The following is a 16,128-nucleotide window of genomic DNA, read 5'->3' as shown; positions in this document are numbered from 1 at the left end:
TTCATTTGCCCATCACTTGCTTTATGAGTTCTTCCAATTCCTTGGATTTATAGGGTTTGTTGAGAAAATTAAAATTGGACAGATCCGTATATTCTCTTTTTCTCAAATCCCCTGGAAAACCAGATGTTAGTATAATCTTAATATTCGGATATTCTACTTTAACTATTTCCGCAAGACCCAGTCCGTCCACCTTCCCCGGCATCATAATATCGCTGATCAAAAGATCCATTTTACGGATGGATAACACTTCCAGTGCTTCCTGTGCGGAGGTTGCCGTAACCGTTTGAAAACCCAGATCATCCAAAAGTTCTTTCGCTATGTCCAATATATTCACCTCATCATCAACTAATAATACTTTGCCTTTGTATTTTTTGGGAACTCCCGATTCCTGAATCGTTTCTTCCGCTTCCGGTTCTTCCTTTTTATCAGACTTTACGGTAAGAGGAAGATAGAGTTTGAAACAAGTACCGACATCCACTTCGCTGTAGACTTTGATTTGTCCTCCGAAATGTTTTACGAAACTGTAGATCGTGGAAAGGCCGAGACCAGTACCTCTGCCTGCTTCTTTGGTAGTGAAAAAAGGTTCGTAGATTTTGGAGATATTTTCGGGGGGGATTCCTCTGCCCGTATCGATGACTGCGATCTCCACGAAAGAATCGGCAATTCCTTCCGAGTTTTGCAGTTCAGGAAGAATGTTTCTGGAAACTTTATCGGTAATAATGATTAGATTGCCGGAATTTTCCATCGCATCCCTGGCATTGATCGCCAAATTCAAAATTGAATTTTCCAAATCGTTTTTATCCAGATAAACATACAAAGGTTCTTCGTTCAGTTTGAATTTGATATCGATATGTTTTCCTAAAACTCGTTCCAGAATTTCGCTCATATTCCAGAGGACTTGATTGATTTCAAAGATGCCGGGAGTGAGAGGTTGTTTTCTTGCGAAAGCCAAAAGTTTTTGAGTGAGAAGGGCGCCTCTTTCCACAGCCTTCTGTGCGTTGGCAATTTGTTTCACCATCCCATGTTCGGCGCCGTTCATTTTTCTTTCGATGAGTTCCAAGTTCCCGCTGACGATCGTCAATATATTATTAAAATCGTGGGCGATTCCTCCTGAGATTTGGCCGAGGGCTTCCAGTTTTTGGGATTGTTTCAGTTGCTCTTCCACTTTGATTTTATTGGTAATGTCTCGGATGGTTCCTGTAAAATAAGTTTGGCCGGAAAACTCCCATTCGGTGACAGCAAGATCGGCGGGAAATAATTCTCCGTTTTTTCTTTTTCCTGTGATTTGTCTTCCGTAACCGATGATTCGTTTCACGCCTGTAAGCCGATAGCTGTCCAGATATTGGTCGTGCTGGGAATGGTCCGGTTCCGGCATCAGTATGTTGACATTTTGGCCGATGAGTTCCGATTCATGATATCCGAATGTTTTTTCCGTCGCCAGATTGCATTTTTGAATGGTTCCTTTCTGGTCGATGATCAAGACCGCATCCAGAATCGTTTCCAAAATGGTCCTCAAGCGAATTTCGTTTTTGATGAGAGAGGCTTCGTATCGTTTACGGTCGCTGATGTCTTGTTGGGTGCCGGACATAAGCAGTGGTTTGCGGTCTTCCGACCATTTTGTTATTTTTCCCCTGTCCAGAACCCAGACAGTATGACCTAATTTATGTTTTACGCGAAATTCCGCTTCGTAATAAGGGATTTCGCCGGCGATGTGTTTTTCTATGATTCGATTGATTCTTTCCAGATCTTCTTCGAAGGTGAACTTTTCCAAAGTGTTGAAACCTGCTTCTCCCAGCTCTTCCAGTTTATAGCCTAACATCGCCGCCCATCGTTCGTCGAAAAGAGTCTCTCCTGTCGTAAGGTTCCATTCCCAGGCGCCCACATTCGCACCTTCGAGAATGTTCTGTAGCCTTTGTTTTTCCGAGAGAAGTTCTTCCTGAAGTTGTCTTCTTTCTGTGATGTCAATACCGGTAGTCAGTACGTAATCATCGTCTTTATAAGTGAAAAGTTCGGAGGAGTAAAGGATTACTTTGGGAAGACCGAACTTGTCGCTGATGGTCAGTTCGATATTTGTAACCTTCTTATCCTTTCTGATGATGTCGTACAATTCGTTTCTTAATTTTTCCGAAATGATTCCTAATTCGATTGCCGTTTTTCCGATGGTCTCTTCTAAAGTGTAACCGAAAATTTCCGTCCAAGCGGAGTTTGCTTCTATCATTTTTCCTGAGTTGATGTCGGAGATCAGCATAAAGGCGGGGTTAGTGAAAAATGCCTTTTCGAATTTATCTTCACTTTCCTTTAGGCGGGTCTCAATGGTTTTGATTCCCGATAGATCTTGAATGACCATCACAAGATAGTCGAATTGATTTTTTTCATCGTGAACCGCAGAGACATGAGCAAGTCCCCAGAAGTAGTTTCCGTTTTTTCTGATAAAACGTTTTTCTATGGAATACTTATCGATGGTACCTTCCACTAACTCGTGTTGGTAGTTCTCACTGAGATAATAATCTTCCGGGTGGGTGATGTCTTTGAAGCTGAGGTGTTTGAGTTCTTCTTCCGAATAACCGAGCAGTTCCTGAAATTGTTTATTGGAGCGAATCCAGGTTCCGCTGGGGTAGTAATGGACGATTCCTGCAGCGGCTTGTTCGAATGTGGAGCGAAACAAGGTTTCCGTTTCTATCTTCGCTTTTTCCTCACTTGCTTTGGCTTCTTTGAGATCGTGTCCAACTTGTATGATTCCCAATAAAGACCCCTTTTCATCTTTGCATTGGGTGAGTTCCCAATCCGTCCATCTATCCGGATGAGTAGGATCGTATTGTTTTCGGAATTGAACCGCTGTTTTGGGGTCATGCGTACATTTTTGAACCGCTTTGATGAATTGAGAGCGATCGGAAGGGTGCACTAAAATATGAAAAGGGGAGTTTTTAGGGTTCTCATGACCGCTTGGGGTAAAGTTGCGGATGAAATGTTCGTTTGCATAAAGAATATCCCCGGAAAGATTGATCAGAGTCGCATAATAAATTTTCGAGTCGGCCAGCCAGTCAGGAAAGAGTTCTTTGTAGTTCATGCAGCATTTTATCCCCAAGGGTCTAAATTTCGGAAAGACACACTCAACTAAATACGTAGATAAACTTTATAATTTTAGAATTGGAATCGATTCATTGGAAAAAAGAAATCATTTTATCTCACCTAATCTAGAATTATACGATGTACAGACTGTACCCTGGAAAGCCTGTTAGGTTTGGGGAAAGTACTAAAAACTCAATCAATTAAGAAAGCTGTTAGTTTTTGAAATAGAAAGAAAGCAGAAAGAAGCTTTCTTGGGCCTTATCACAACCTAAGGCGGGGCAGACTGTCTCTTGGAATAGATTATGTCTCACACTAAAGTCTCAAACGAATTCGTTTTTTCTACCTGCCCAAAACACTCGAATCGATTTTTTCCTTTCAGGTTAGGCGCCCGCCCCTTCGGGGCCCGAGCTACTCCGGGCTCCGCGTAGCCACGCTCCGGTCGCTTCGCGACTTCCCCTCCATATCTCTGGTCGAAGAACAGATTTAGGCAGAAAGGTGAAAAGAATGAAATAAAAAATTTGGAAATGCGACTATCACTTTACGCAAATCAGGCGGTATGATAAACGGAAGCCATTGGGTGGCGGGTCTAGTTCCCCTCCCATCAATCAGGGCGGGGAGATTATACTCTCATTGCGCGGAAATTGCCAAGGAATTTCTTACACAAGCGAAATTGAACACTCAATTTTGCGAGTTGACAGGCTAGAAACTGCTGTTTAAAATTATACTATGTCATTAAAAGTAGTCTTACGAGGACATTCTTTCAAACCAGACAAAGCCTATAAAAATGCCCAAAAAGGACTTGCCGAGCTTCACGAAAGATATATGGAAGACCCTCAATCTGTACATAAAGTCAAACAGGTAGGTAAAAAAATAGTAATTCAGTCTATGTCTTGGGACAAATATTTAGACCTAAAATTTAAACGTTAGTTGAATGTCCGATAAAAATCAGAATACTGATAAAGAGTCACAATTTGCTAAATTCTTAGACATTCAAACTCAGGAAGCAAAAAATCGTGAACTCGAAATCAAAAGCCGTGAGTTTGAACTACAATCTTCTAAAGAGATTCGCTTGAAAGAAATTGAATCTGCAAATGATATAGAGAAAGCAGAAGTAGAAAAGATTAGAATTTTTGCAGAAGCTCAAAACAGTTCAGAATCACGAGTATTTAAAATTGCTTTGCTTTTCATTGGTACCGCAATTGCGTTGCTTGGGCTAAAAAGTATTCTTTCGTCAGGAAGTTCAGAGGAATAGACAACTTCCTTCTGGCAGTAAATTGAGCCTGCCTTATTTAGAGTTACCAAGGAATTTCTTTTTTATCCCTGAGGAAAGTTCCGTTCGGGCCGGAATCGGGAAGAAGTGCCGCCCATACGATGGTTTCCGCACCTTGTTCTATGGAGCGGCTGGCGTTCGGACCCCCCATATCCGTTTTCACCCAACCTGGGCAGACAGAATTCACTTTTATATTTTTTCCTTTTGTTTCCGCAAAAGTCATTTTGGTAAGCGCATTGATCGAAGTTTTTGAGATGCGGTAGGCGGGGTAACCTGCGTCCATATCGGAAAGTTGTCCCATCCCGGAGCTAACATTTACTATACGACCAAAGTTATGTTTCATCATCATAGGAAGAAACAATTGAGTGAGGCGAAGAGGACCAATTACATTGGTTTCGAAAGTACGCACCATTTCTTCTCTTCCCGTTTCGAAGAAATTTCCTTTGTCCGCAAAGATTCCTGCGTTGTTCACTAGAATCTCCAGTTTGCCGTAACTTCCTTCTATGAATTCGTAAAGTTCCATCAGACTTTTTTCCTTAGAAACATCCAATAGAAAGAAATCGGATTTTCCTCCCGAATCTTTTATGATCTTTCTAGTTTCCTGACCTTCCTCTTCGTTTCTGGAAGTAACGATCACTATAACACCTTGTTTGGCGAGGTCGATGGCAACTTGTTTTCCGATTCCTCGATTGGCTCCCGTAATAAGAGCGACTCTGTCTTTATGGATCATTCTGATTTCTCCGTAGCGGTATTATATTAGAATCTGCGGAAAAGAAAGTTTGGCTTAAAAATTAAAAAATCATGGAAAAACTTTCTCTCTTGCCTTTTTCAAAAAAACGTTTATAAACCCGGAGGGAATTACCAGCCCCGAATTTCCTCCTGTTTGGTAACCCAAATGAGAACGTTGGATTCCGATGAATTCACCATTTTTGGTAAACACACCTGAACCGGAAGTGCCGGGATCAGAAAGGCCGAAAGTTTGAATGAAAGGGATTTGAGGGTAAGTAGGATCGACTCCCAATCGATTCGTATGAGAAATATAACCGGTTTGATAGGAATGATCCAATCCGTAAGGAGAACCGAAAATATAAATCTCTTCTCCCGGATGTAAATCCTCTCTTGCTTTGGAAGAGAAAGGAGGAGAGGAGAGTTTGATGTTCTTAGGTTTGAGAAGAGCCAGATCGAGTAGAAATTCCATATATAAAATTTCCACTTCCTCCAATTTTTTATCTTCGGTTCTGATTCTAATTTCCTTCTCATTTCCGATCACTGCATGAAAGGCGGTGAGTATGGTTCCGTCTTCTAAAATCAATCCGGAAGCATAAGGTATATTAGGTGCAGAGTTCCTTGTAAAAGAAACGGAACGGTCAACGATAGAAGGAGGAGAGCAGAAAAGGAGAGAAGAACAAATAAGTGAAATGATGATTTTGAACATAAAAATTCATTTCTCCTGCAGCCAAGGCAGGAGAAACAATAAAGATGATTCTAAACTTATTGAACGATTTCGCAAGTACCAATTTGGTTTGCGATATTGATCACACAAGTGTATCTATAGCTGAATGTGTCTCCGGCATAGGTTTTGGATAAATTCACTGCTACTCCGCCTACAAGACCGCTTATGGAAACGGTTCCCGTCAAAGCTTCTGTTACAGAGACTTTTACTGTAATTACATTGTTTACATTCGATGTACTGAAATCTTTCTGTTGTCCGACCGTTCTCAAACTTACTATGCTAATTACGTCTTTTAAGGCGATGGTTGTGCTGTTTCCTATATCGAGAGCATCTGAATTGACGGTAATGTTTTCATCATAATTGAAATCCGTATTGATGATCGTATTGTTCGATCCTGCCGCAAAAGTATAATCGTTCACGGAAACATTCGTTTTTCCTTTGATGGTAAGTTTTCCGGAAGATACCGCACTTACGTACTTAGGATAGTTGTAATAGTCCGCACCGTAACTTGCACATTTGTCCGTTGTCGCAGTTCCATCCAAAGTGGATTCGTAAGAAAGAGCTTTCGGGAAAGTGAAAGTGACTTTCATATTCGTTAAAGTCACTGTACCACCGGAACTGCAGTTTGTGGTTCCGTTCAAAGTGGCATTACATCCGGAAGAATTACAAGTTCCTCCCGAAGCACTGAGTGCAGTAGGTTTTATGTTCGGCGTAAGTTCCGAAGAAATCAGATAATTCAATGTTTTGCGGTTCAAAAAAGCCATAAGTCTTTCTTTGGTCCACGTTCCTTTCGGAAAAAAGAAAGTCACTTGATTGCCTCTCGCTGCGGTGTTGATGCTACTGGCGATCGCACCTACAGTAGCTCTCACCTGCGAAGACTGGCTTGCCGCCGCCGCTTGAGAATTGGAAGAAAGATAAGATAAAATGAGAAGGTTCTCCGCTGTTTTATCGTCTTTATCTGGTTTACAGTGAGTTACGATTGCGATCGCAACCAATAACATTCCTAGTTTTTTCATATAAAATTCCTCTGCTTTATGCTTTCTTATCAATCTCAGAAACAATGCAATTTATTGCACTAGGAATGAAATTTTGATTATTTCAATTTCGCTAAATCCTTCAGCCAGTTGTCCACGGATTTTTCGATAAACAGTTTGTCAGTGATCACCCATTGGGACATCAATACGTGCATTCCGTCCTCCACTCTCACTTCTCTGTTGAGAGGATTCGGAGATTTGTCCAAACCCAAATTGGCAAAACCCTCTCTCATCTTAGGAACACTTGCAGTAGGATCTTGTTCTTTATCGTTTTTATAATAATAAAGAAGTAAAGTAGGAGAAGTAACTTTGCGAAACACTTCCGGACGGGAAACATAATTTCTTAAATCGTTCACACCTACTAGAGCGGAGTAATACTGTTCTCCATACCAAAAATCATTTCTTTGCGGAAGGACTTTAGGATTGTCATTATGACTTGAGTTTCTCACTTTTCCTTTCAGAAGATGAATGAAAGAAAGTCCGCCAGGATAGTTCAGAATGTTTAAGCTTCCGTCCACAGGGCCGTAGAAAGGATTCGCCAAAACCATTCCGTCCACTTTATCGGGAAATTCGGAAGCAAGCCAAGTGCATAGAAGACCACCTAACGAAGAACCGAAGATGATAACTTTATCACCTTGGCCCTGCATCATTTCCAAAGCTTCCGCAGAAGCGTCCAAATAATCGGAAAAGTTCTGAGCGGCTTGGTCTTCCTTATTCGTGCCATGGCCGGGAAGGCGGAGGAGATAAGTGTTTGCTTTGTAAGTTTTGGAGAGTTTTTCCATCACTGCCTCTCCTTCCGCACGAGAAGCACCGAACCCATGAATATAAAGAAATGCAAGTTTCGTTTTTTTCCCGTAACTGATATATCTTTCTTCGTTTCCCGGTCTGTGTCCTTTCGCTTTACTATCTGTTAGTTTCTTTTGATAGAAGTCTTCGAAGCTGGTGTAAGAGACTGGTTGTTTGGGAGTGTAACTCGGTCTTCCCGTACAAGCGATGAGGAAAATGAAAACGGAAATAAGAGCGAGGGAAGGGAGGGAATTTCTGGTTTTATGGAATAAAGAACGGTATTTTGACATACAGTGACGAATCTTAGTAGCATTCCCGTCTTTTGTAAAGACAGAAAAACCCTTGGCATGAAAACACACGTACGAAAAAAGGTAGTAAATACCCCATTCTCAGAAGGAACCTCCCAGAATGTACAGCCCATTTACAGAGCAACAGCTTGAAATCAGAGATTTAGTTCGTAATTTCGTAAAAAAAGAAATCCCACATGAAGTAGCATTACACTGGGATGAGAAAAACGCTCATCCGAAAGAAATAGTTGATAAAATGCGCTCCGAGTTAGGAATCAACGGACTCGTGATTCCTGAGGAATACGGTGGATGGGGTCTGGGTGCTATCGAGCAGTGCCTAGCGATCGAAGAATTGTCCCGAGGATGCCTCGGAATCGCACTTGGTTTCGCATACACAGGTTTGGGAATTCTTCCTCTCCTAAAAGGTGCGACTCACGAACAAAAATTGAAATGGCTTCCTCCGATTGCGGATGGAAAATTCGGAGTATCTTTCTGTCTTTCCGAGCCTGGTGCCGGATCTGACGTTCCCGGTATGACAACTCGTGCCGAGAAAAAAGGAGACAAATGGATCATCAACGGTGCGAAACAATGGATCACCGGAGCTTCCGACGCACAAGCTTTCACCGTATTTGCTTACACAGATAAAAACCGCGGAACCAGAGGGGTTTCTTGCTTCTACGTTCCTCGTGATGCAAAAGGTCTGACTGTAGGAAAAAAAGAAGACAAATTGGGAATCCGTGCTTCTTCCACTCACCAAGTTATTTTTGAAGATTGCGAAGTGCCTGAAGAGAACCTAGTGGGAAGAGAAAACCTAGGTTTCGTATATGCGCTTCAAACATTGAATGCTTCTCGTCCTTTCGTTGCGGTTATGGGTGTGGGTGTTGCGCAAGCAGCTCTTGACCATGCAGGCCGTTACGCTCGTGAGAGAGAACAATTCGGAGTGAAAATCTCCACTTTCCAAGCAGTGCAACATATGTTAGCTGATATGGCGATCAAAGTGGAAACTTCCAGAGAGATCACTTACAAAGCGGCTCGTTTGTCCGATGCGAATGATCCTACTCTTCCTAAGTATTCTGCGATTGCGAAAGCATATGCTTCCGAGTGTGCGATGCAATGTGCTACGGATGCGGTTCAAATCTTCGGCGGATACGGATACACGAAAGAATATCCTGTGGAAAAACTCATGAGAGATGCAAAAATCCTTTGTATCTTCGAAGGTACTACACAAATCCAAAAGAACGAAATTGCAGCTTACGTAATCAAAGACGCAGCTTCCAGCAAAGACTAATCCTCTTTTTAAGCTCAAAAAAGGAAAAGCCGCTTTCCTCCGAAAGGAGAAAGTGGCTTTTTTATTTTCAGGGCGCCCGGGCGGGCTCCTTCGGGGTGCGCTATCGCTCCCGTCTCGTTTTTCTCTTCGAAAAAACGAGACCAAGCCCTGCGGATCCCTGGCGCTTTTTTAAATCGGAATCAGAAACTAGAAAAGATACCGAATCTTAAAGTCGAAAAATATCATATTATGAAGATCGCATTCGTTCAATATTTAACTCTCGACGAGGTTGTAGAAATTCATAAAAAACAAATTCAGTCCTACGAGAAAACTTTAACATCTGCCGATCGAAATATTCTTGCATCTTCCTTATCTAAAGTGACAGGAGCTTTGGATAATAAAGAATTTCATTATAATCTGATAGAGAAAGCATCCTTGTATTTGTTTTATCTTACAAAAGATCGCCCATTTGAAGATGGAAATAAGAAAACCGCAGTCGCATCTACACTTCGGTTTTTAAAATCCAATCGGATTTCCCCTGCGCACCGGATCGAGGGAGCGTTGTCGTCGACTGAGAGCCGGGAGATGCGCCCAACAAACCTGAGTAAGATTATTTTAATCGCTCCAGAACTCCTTTTCTTTTGACGATGTTTTTATAGTCCCATTGGATTTTTTTGCCTTTTTGTATCCAGCGCTTCAGATCCTTTTTATTGATATCTTCCGGGGCCGTATAACGAGCCTCTGCTGCTTTGAAGCTTCCTTCCGGTTTTAGTTTTTTTTCTTCGAAAGTTTGGCCGCTCCAAAATAGAAGTCGAATGCAGCTTTTCAATTTGCTGTATCCGACGATCGGATTTCCTTCCAAAAACCAAACAGGATGTCCGTGCCAAATTTTATTTTCTGCTTCGGGAAGATAAAGATTGATTTCTTCCGAAAGGATATCGCAAATCATCTTTTCTGTTTCTGATAAGGAACGATTGTATTTTTGGATGTCTTTGTTCATAATGTTAAAATTTCTCCATAGCAGTTGTGCCCGACCAACGATATCCTACCCCGGGCTGATTCAGTAAATAAACCGGTTCGGATGGAGAATTTTCTATCTTTTTTCTTAGCTGAGCAATATGAACCCGTAATGAATTCATTTCATTCTGAGCATTCTCTCCCCAAATTTCCTTGATTAACATTTCATAGGTGAGGATCTTCTCTGTGTTCTTAATGAAATATGCGAGAATTTGAAATTCGGTCGGAGTCAATCGAATTGGCATTGAATTTTTAATAACTTTATGACCGGCAATATCAATTTGTAGATTACCGCTCTGCCAAAACGGAGGAGATTCTTCCAAAGGGATTTTTCTCAATGCGGTGCGAATTCTTGCTAGAAGTTCGCCCATGGAAAATGGTTTCGTTACGTAATCGTCTGCCCCGGCATCTAACAAGCGAATTTTATCTTCTTCCGAGCTCATCACTGAAAGGACAATGATCGGAGTTTCTGTCCATTGTCTTATTTCATGGACAACATCTTCGCCTGAGCCGTCCGGTAACTGTAAATCAAGAAGCATTAGCTTAGGAGAATTTAATGCAGTAAGTTCGATCGCCTCTTTTTTAGAACCTGCTTCGATTGTAAGATATCCTTTCGCTTCCATTGCGATGCGAAGCATCTTACGAATGCTAAAGTCGTCATCTACGATTAGAATCAATTCGGATTTGTGATTCATAGAGGGTTTGGTTTTTCGTTAAGGGCCAAGGATGGAAGTTCTATTGCAAATCTGGCTCCGCCTTCTTTTCTATTTTCTGCGATAATATTGCCTCCGTGCAATTCTATGATGGATTTCGTAATGGCAAGTCCAAGTCCTGTTCCTATTTTCCCGGTAAATTCTCCTCTGTAAAATTTTTTAAAAACGGTGGATGGGTCTTCAGGTAATCCTTTTCCGTTGTCTTCTACGATCCAGACCGATTGTCCGTCATCTTTTACGTCGACTGAAATCCATATATGAGAGTAGGCAGGTGTGTATAAACATGCATTATAGATCAAATTAAATAAACCGTGTCCGAACAGACTTCTGTCCAAAAACAGAGGTCTTTCTTTTCCTGTGATATTGACGATGATTTTATGATTTCCTTTCATTCTGCCTAAGTAACCGACCACATCGGTTATGATTTCGTTAGGATAAACCTTATCTTTTGTCAAAGATAAATGCCCCGACTCGATTCTGCTGATGTCGAGCAAATTGCCCAGAAGCAAATTCAACACAAGAGCACTTTCTTGAATCTCTTCTATCAAAGATTTCCTTGCTAAAGGATCATTTTCTATTTCTGGATCCATTAAGGCGGATGCGGAACCACGAATAGAGGTTAGGGGAGTCTTTAATTCATGAGATAAGGAATTGAAAAGAAGATTGTATAATTTTTCAGACTCTTTCAGTAAGTAGGTTTTTTTGGCTTCTTCAGATAAGGATTCCCTTTCTAAAGCAATCGAAACCTGGTTTGCAATCGTGTTTAAAAGAACTTCTTGTTCTAAAGTCGGTTCTTTATCAGAACGGACATTTAAAACACCGGCAGTTCCTCCTGGTGATATCAGAGGGTAAAAACTACTTTCTGCAAGAGGAAGTGTTTCGGTGAACTTACCGGCAGGTTTGCCGTTTTTGATCACCCAATGAGCTACAGCTAACTCTTTCGGATCCAGAATTACGGGTTCTAATTTGTTATCATGGAACAAATGCATTTTGACAGGGAATGGGAATACTTTCTGAAAAAATAAATCTCCTATTTCTAAAATGTTCTTATGAAAAGACGTTTTTGAAAGTGCCCCGGTCAATTCGTAAAGAATAGAGAGTTTTTCTTCTCTCGATCTGAGTTTGAGTTCGTTCCTTTTCAGTTTTGCCGTTAAACTACCGTTTACCAAAGCTACGAATATAAACACGAAAAACATCAAAAGATCTTCCAGTTTGCTTATATAAAAAGTAAAACGAGGAGGAATAAATAGGTAATTCCAAAACATCGCAGATAGAAATGCGGAAAGCAATACCGGTCCTCTTGTGTAAAAAATTCCGGTAAGAGCCACGAAAAAAAGGTATAAGATGGAAATAGGCCAATAACCTATAAAGTTATATAAAAATAAATTAATAAAAGTTAATGTGAATGTGGCGGTAAGTACGCTCGCATAAGAACGAAACTGTGACGAGGGGATGAGTAACTGAATTAAATTCACTTTATCTTTCTTTGCAACCTTAGGAGGAGAAGAAAGAACTATGAGTTCACAGCCTGGTAATGCTTCCATTAATCTTACGGGAAGTTTCTTTTTAAAAAATGGAAATATATAATGTAGATTCAGATCGTTAGCGATCACAACCCGATGGATTTTTTTTTCCTTGACTGCGGAAATGATTCCTACTGCCGGATCGGATTCATAAGAATAAACCACTTCCGCTCCCAATTCTTTCGCCAAACGAATATGAGAACGAATTAGATTCTTTTGGAAGGTAGTAAGATTTTCTTCGGGCTCGATAAAAATCGCAATGATGTCGCCGTTTCTTTCCAAGGATAGTTTTTTAGCGTGGCGCAGTAGGGTTTTACAATTAGGATCCGCAGAGATAACAACTAAGATTCTTTCCTTTCCACTAGGCAGTCTTTTTTCCACATAATGGGCAGTGTAACTGAGGGACAATTCTCTCAAGTAAGCTAGATTTTCTTTCTTAAAAAAATTCTCCCTAGCCAAAGGAACTTTTTCCGGAACGTAAACCTTACCTTCTTCAAGTCTCTTTAGCAATTCATCCGGGACGATATCGATCAATACCAGTTCATCGGCTCTTTCCATGATGGAATCGGGGAGAGTCTCTTGTACTTGAGATTTAAGCGTTTTTTCGACTGAATCCACCTGGCTTTCCAGATGTTGCACGTTTACGGTAGTATATACGTTGATTCCTGCTTCGAGAATTTCGAATACGTCTTGGTATCTTTTTTTGTGGAGAGATCCAGGTATATTCGTATGTGCTAATTCGTCTACTAGTACGTAGTCGGGTCTTTTTCGAAGGATCGTTTCCACGTCCAGTTCGTTCCATTCCTTATCTTTATAAATAATTTTTTTAAAAGGCAGGGAGACTAATCCGGAAACCAGTTCTGCAGTTTCTTTTCTTCCGTGTGTTTCCACTATGCCCACCAATACGGAGAAACCTTCTTCTTGTAATTGATGAGCTTCTTTCAACATGGAATACGTTTTACCGACTCCGGGGGACATTCCGAAAAAAACCTTCAGTTTTCCCTGTAGTTTCACTTCATCTTGTTTTGCGATCAGAAGATAATCTTGAGGACTTTTCATAAAGTTTGTGAATCTAAACCGTCTAACAGAAAATTTAATTTAACTATGTTGACTCTATTCCTTCCTAAAATTCCGAACCAGGATTTTTCTTCATGATCTTGAATTAGTTTTGAAATTTTTTCCGGAGGAACTCCCCTGTGTTTGGCGATGAAATCGATTTGTGCCCTTGCGCATTGTGTGGTGATATGAGGGTCTAATCCGCTTCCCGATGTATATAAAAGTTCCTTGCATGTTTCAGAATCGATATTCCTGCGATTTAAAATAATTTTTCTTTCCGAGATAGATTGACGTAAAGCTAAGCTGGAAGGAGCCAATTGACTCGCTGAAGAAGGTACGCTTTGAAATTCCATTACACTGGGGCGGATCAAAAAATATTTCTCCGAATCGAATTTTTGTGCCATTAGGTAAGATCCTTTTGTCTTTCCATCTCTCGAAAGGATCAGACTGCCGTGGGATAAATCCTTAAAAAAACGATCTCCGATGAAAGTTACACACAATGGGTAAATGCCGCCTAATAGGATTAATGATATGAATAAAAATCGAATGCCCACGGATAATAATTCCCCGTCTTTTTCTAAACGACTCATAGACTTCCTCCGCTTATGATAATGTCGATCAGTTTGATTCCTACAAAAGGAAGGAGAATTCCTCCTCCTCCGTAAAGAAAAATATTCTTTGCCAAAGCTGAATCAGTCGATTTAGGTTCGAATTTAACTCCCCTTAGAGCAAGAGGGATCAATGCTGGAATGATGAGCGCATTGAATATTACCGCCGATAAAATGGCCGACTCAGGAGAGGATAATTTCATCACATTCAAAGATTGTAAAGGATGAAACAGAGCCGGAAGGATCGCAAAATATTTTGCTACATCATTAGCAATACTGAATGTTGTTAATGCTCCTCTTGTCATTAGGAGTTGTTTCCCGATTTCTACAATTTCGATCAACTTACTAGGGTTACTGTCTAGATCGATCATGTTCCCTGCCTCTCTTGCCGTTTGCGTGCCCGTGTTCATTGCAACCCCTACATCCGATTGAGCCAGTGCGGGAGCATCATTTGTTCCGTCGCCGATCATAGCTACTAGACGACCGTTTTTTTGTTCTTCTTTGATTCTCTCCAATTTTCTCTCTGGAGTTGCTTCTGCTATAAAATCATCCACACCCGCTTCCGCAGCGATTGCGGCGGCAGTCAGAGGATTGTCTCCGGTGATCATCACGGTTCTGATTCCCATCTTTCTGAGATGGGAAAATCTTTCTTTAAGTCCTCCCTTTACGATGTCCTTGAGTTCAATGATACCTAAAATTTCCTGATTTTCCGCCACAAGGATCGGCGTAGAACCTCTTCTTGCGATTTCTTCCGCTTTTGTTTCCACGGATTTGGGGAATGTTCCCCCTTGCGATTCGATATACTTTCTAATCGCATCAATAGCGCCTTTTCTAATATTTCTAATGAGATTGCCTTGTTTTCGAATCTCAACTCCGCTCATTCGATTGAAGGCTGAGAAGGGGATCCAATCGACATCGAACTCGTTCAGATTCCTCTCTCTGATTGAAAATCTTTGTTTTGCCAGAACGACGATCGAACGCCCTTCCGGGGTTTCGTCGGATAACGAGGAAAGTTGAGCGGCATCGGCCAGCTCTTCTTCGGTATATTTTTCCGTAGGGTAGAACTGTCTTGCTTCTCTGTTTCCCAATGTAATCGTTCCTGTTTTATCCAGTAACAATACGTTGATATCGCCGGCGGCTTCCACAGCTTTTCCGCTTTTTGCGATCACATTATAACGGATCAATCTTTCCATTCCCGAGATACCGATCGCACTCAAAAGAGCGGCAATCGTTGTGGGAATGAGACAAACAAATAAGGCGAGCCAAATGGAAAATCTAAGATTCCAATCAGTTCCTATTTGTTTCGCTACGAATTCCGATAGGGGAATCAATGTAACGACTGCTAATCCGAATAAAAAAGTGAGTGAAGTAAGAACGATCCCCAAAGCGATTTCGTTCGGTGTTTTTTGTCTGGAAGCTCCTTCAATCAGAGAAATCATCTTATCCAAAAAACTTTGTCCGGGGCTGGATGTGATTCGAATATATAAAAAGTCGGAAAGGACTTTGGTTCCTCCTGTGACCGCAGACCTATCTCCTCCGCTTTCCCGAATGACCGGTGCGGACTCTCCTGTGATCGCCGACTCATCCACGCTAGCAATTCCTAAAACAACTTCTCCGTCTCCTGGAATGGCCGATCCGGCTTCTACGTAAACGATATCGTTTAATATAAGCTCGGCGGAAGAAACTTCGGAAAACTCTTTGTCCCCTGCTGATTTCACTTTTTTTGCGATCGTGGAAGATCTAGTCTTCTTTAAGCTATCCGCCCTCGCTTTTCCTCTACCTTCTGCAACGGCCTCGGCAAAATTAGCGAATAAAACGGTAAGAACGAGCCATATCAGGATGAATAGATCCAAGGATTTAAACATATCTTTTGTTAGATGATATGTTATTTCCAAAAACAGAAGCAAAGAACCTAGCCATACGGATGCCATCACCGGATTTTTAAAAACCGCTTTCGGAGACAGTTTGTAAAAAGACTGAATGAGCGATTGATAAAAAACTTCTTTAGAGATAAATGAATTCGATTTAATCATTATAAAACCTTC

14 protein-coding genes are annotated in these 16,128 nt (G+C 41.2%); 4 read left to right on the top strand and 10 right to left on the bottom strand.

What is annotated here, in order from left to right:
- Window position 1: 1 nt before the first annotated feature.
- On the bottom strand, window positions 2–3,067 hold the full coding sequence (locus tag EHS15_RS08605) for a PAS domain S-box protein (RefSeq protein ID WP_135760156.1): 3,066 nt from the start codon (window positions 3,065–3,067) through the stop codon (window positions 2–4).
- 728 nt (window positions 3,068–3,795) lie between these two features.
- Here EHS15_RS08605 and EHS15_RS08600 point away from each other — a divergent pair.
- Both EHS15_RS08600 and EHS15_RS08595 read left to right on the top strand, forming a co-directional pair.
- Complete coding sequence (locus EHS15_RS08600) at window positions 3,796–3,996, top strand: hypothetical protein (RefSeq protein ID WP_135760155.1); 201 nt, start codon at window positions 3,796–3,798, stop codon at window positions 3,994–3,996.
- Window positions 3,997–4,000: 4 nt separating this feature from the next.
- On the top strand, window positions 4,001–4,321 hold the full coding sequence (locus EHS15_RS08595; protein ID WP_135760154.1) for a hypothetical protein: 321 nt from the start codon (window positions 4,001–4,003) through the stop codon (window positions 4,319–4,321).
- A gap of 43 nt (window positions 4,322–4,364) precedes the next feature.
- Here EHS15_RS08595 and EHS15_RS08590 read toward each other — a convergent pair whose 3' ends face one another.
- The 4 genes from EHS15_RS08590 to EHS15_RS08575 form a co-directional block, all read right to left on the bottom strand.
- Window positions 4,365–5,069, bottom strand: coding sequence for an SDR family oxidoreductase (locus EHS15_RS08590; RefSeq protein WP_135760153.1), 705 nt, complete (start codon window positions 5,067–5,069; stop codon window positions 4,365–4,367).
- A gap of 69 nt (window positions 5,070–5,138) precedes the next feature.
- Window positions 5,139–5,774, bottom strand: a complete 636-nt coding sequence (locus EHS15_RS08585) for a S1C family serine protease (protein ID WP_135760152.1) — start codon at window positions 5,772–5,774, stop codon at window positions 5,139–5,141.
- A gap of 56 nt (window positions 5,775–5,830) precedes the next feature.
- Window positions 5,831–6,808 (bottom strand): hypothetical protein, encoded by a 978-nt coding sequence (locus EHS15_RS08580; RefSeq protein WP_135760151.1) that lies wholly within the window; start codon window positions 6,806–6,808, stop codon window positions 5,831–5,833.
- Between the two features lie 77 nt (window positions 6,809–6,885).
- Window positions 6,886–7,902, bottom strand: coding sequence for an alpha/beta hydrolase (locus EHS15_RS08575; protein ID WP_135760150.1), 1,017 nt, complete (start codon window positions 7,900–7,902; stop codon window positions 6,886–6,888).
- Between the two features lie 118 nt (window positions 7,903–8,020).
- Here EHS15_RS08575 and EHS15_RS08570 point away from each other — a divergent pair, with 118 nt between their 5' ends.
- Entirely contained in the window at window positions 8,021–9,187 is a 1,167-nt protein-coding gene (locus tag EHS15_RS08570) for an acyl-CoA dehydrogenase family protein (RefSeq protein ID WP_135760149.1), read from the top strand.
- 228 nt (window positions 9,188–9,415) lie between these two features.
- Window positions 9,416–9,811, top strand: coding sequence for a Fic family protein (locus EHS15_RS19500; protein ID WP_135760148.1), 396 nt, complete (start codon window positions 9,416–9,418; stop codon window positions 9,809–9,811).
- Here EHS15_RS19500 and EHS15_RS08560 read toward each other — a convergent pair.
- Genes EHS15_RS08560 through kdpB form a run of 5 tightly spaced genes read right to left on the bottom strand, consistent with a single transcriptional unit; the run spans window position 9,777 to window position 16,119 of the window.
- Entirely contained in the window at window positions 9,777–10,166 is a 390-nt protein-coding gene (locus tag EHS15_RS08560) for a DUF1801 domain-containing protein (protein WP_135760147.1), read from the bottom strand. The genes EHS15_RS19500 and EHS15_RS08560 overlap by 35 nt on opposite strands.
- A gap of 4 nt (window positions 10,167–10,170) precedes the next feature.
- On the bottom strand, window positions 10,171–10,878 hold the full coding sequence (locus EHS15_RS08555) for a response regulator (protein WP_135760146.1): 708 nt from the start codon (window positions 10,876–10,878) through the stop codon (window positions 10,171–10,173).
- Window positions 10,875–13,478 carry a DUF4118 domain-containing protein gene (locus EHS15_RS08550; RefSeq protein WP_135760145.1) on the bottom strand — a complete coding sequence of 868 codons (2,604 nt, stop codon included), beginning with the start codon at window positions 13,476–13,478 and terminating at the stop codon, window positions 10,875–10,877. Before EHS15_RS08550 ends, EHS15_RS08555 begins: the two co-directional genes overlap by 4 nt.
- On the bottom strand, window positions 13,475–14,065 hold the full coding sequence (locus tag EHS15_RS08545; RefSeq protein WP_135760144.1) for a potassium-transporting ATPase subunit C: 591 nt from the start codon (window positions 14,063–14,065) through the stop codon (window positions 13,475–13,477). The genes EHS15_RS08550 and EHS15_RS08545 overlap by 4 nt, the downstream gene beginning before the upstream one ends.
- On the bottom strand, window positions 14,062–16,119 hold the full coding sequence (gene kdpB / locus EHS15_RS08540) for a potassium-transporting ATPase subunit KdpB (protein WP_425460638.1): 2,058 nt from the start codon (window positions 16,117–16,119) through the stop codon (window positions 14,062–14,064). The genes EHS15_RS08545 and kdpB overlap by 4 nt, the downstream gene beginning before the upstream one ends.
- Window positions 16,120–16,128: the final 9 nt, after the last annotated feature.

The sequence above is a fragment of the Leptospira idonii genome (genome assembly GCF_004770995.1).
Lineage (GTDB): Bacteria > Spirochaetota > Leptospiria > Leptospirales > Leptospiraceae > Leptospira_A > Leptospira_A idonii.
Note: the sequence above shows the minus strand (reverse complement) of the source record. Positions and strands in the feature narration are given on the sequence as shown.

Excerpts from the sequence above, each read along its gene's own strand:
- EHS15_RS08605 (WP_135760156.1), bottom strand. The coding sequence starts at position 3,067 with ATGAACTACAAAGAACTCTTTCCTGACTGGCTGGCCGACTCGAAAATT.
- EHS15_RS08600 (WP_135760155.1), top strand. The coding sequence starts at position 3,796 with ATGTCATTAAAAGTAGTCTTACGAGGACATTCTTTCAAACCAGACAAA.
- EHS15_RS08595 (WP_135760154.1), top strand. The coding sequence starts at position 4,001 with ATGTCCGATAAAAATCAGAATACTGATAAAGAGTCACAATTTGCTAAA.
- EHS15_RS08590 (WP_135760153.1), bottom strand. The coding sequence starts at position 5,069 with ATGATCCATAAAGACAGAGTCGCTCTTATTACGGGAGCCAATCGAGGA.
- EHS15_RS08585 (WP_135760152.1), bottom strand. The coding sequence starts at position 5,774 with ATGTTCAAAATCATCATTTCACTTATTTGTTCTTCTCTCCTTTTCTGC.
- EHS15_RS08580 (WP_135760151.1), bottom strand. The coding sequence starts at position 6,808 with ATGAAAAAACTAGGAATGTTATTGGTTGCGATCGCAATCGTAACTCAC.
- EHS15_RS08575 (WP_135760150.1), bottom strand. The coding sequence starts at position 7,902 with ATGTCAAAATACCGTTCTTTATTCCATAAAACCAGAAATTCCCTCCCT.
- EHS15_RS08570 (WP_135760149.1), top strand. The coding sequence starts at position 8,021 with ATGTACAGCCCATTTACAGAGCAACAGCTTGAAATCAGAGATTTAGTT.
- EHS15_RS19500 (WP_135760148.1), top strand. The coding sequence starts at position 9,416 with ATGAAGATCGCATTCGTTCAATATTTAACTCTCGACGAGGTTGTAGAA.
- EHS15_RS08560 (WP_135760147.1), bottom strand. The coding sequence starts at position 10,166 with ATGAACAAAGACATCCAAAAATACAATCGTTCCTTATCAGAAACAGAA.
- EHS15_RS08555 (WP_135760146.1), bottom strand. The coding sequence starts at position 10,878 with ATGAATCACAAATCCGAATTGATTCTAATCGTAGATGACGACTTTAGC.
- EHS15_RS08550 (WP_135760145.1), bottom strand. The coding sequence starts at position 13,478 with ATGAAAAGTCCTCAAGATTATCTTCTGATCGCAAAACAAGATGAAGTG.
- EHS15_RS08545 (WP_135760144.1), bottom strand. The coding sequence starts at position 14,065 with ATGAGTCGTTTAGAAAAAGACGGGGAATTATTATCCGTGGGCATTCGA.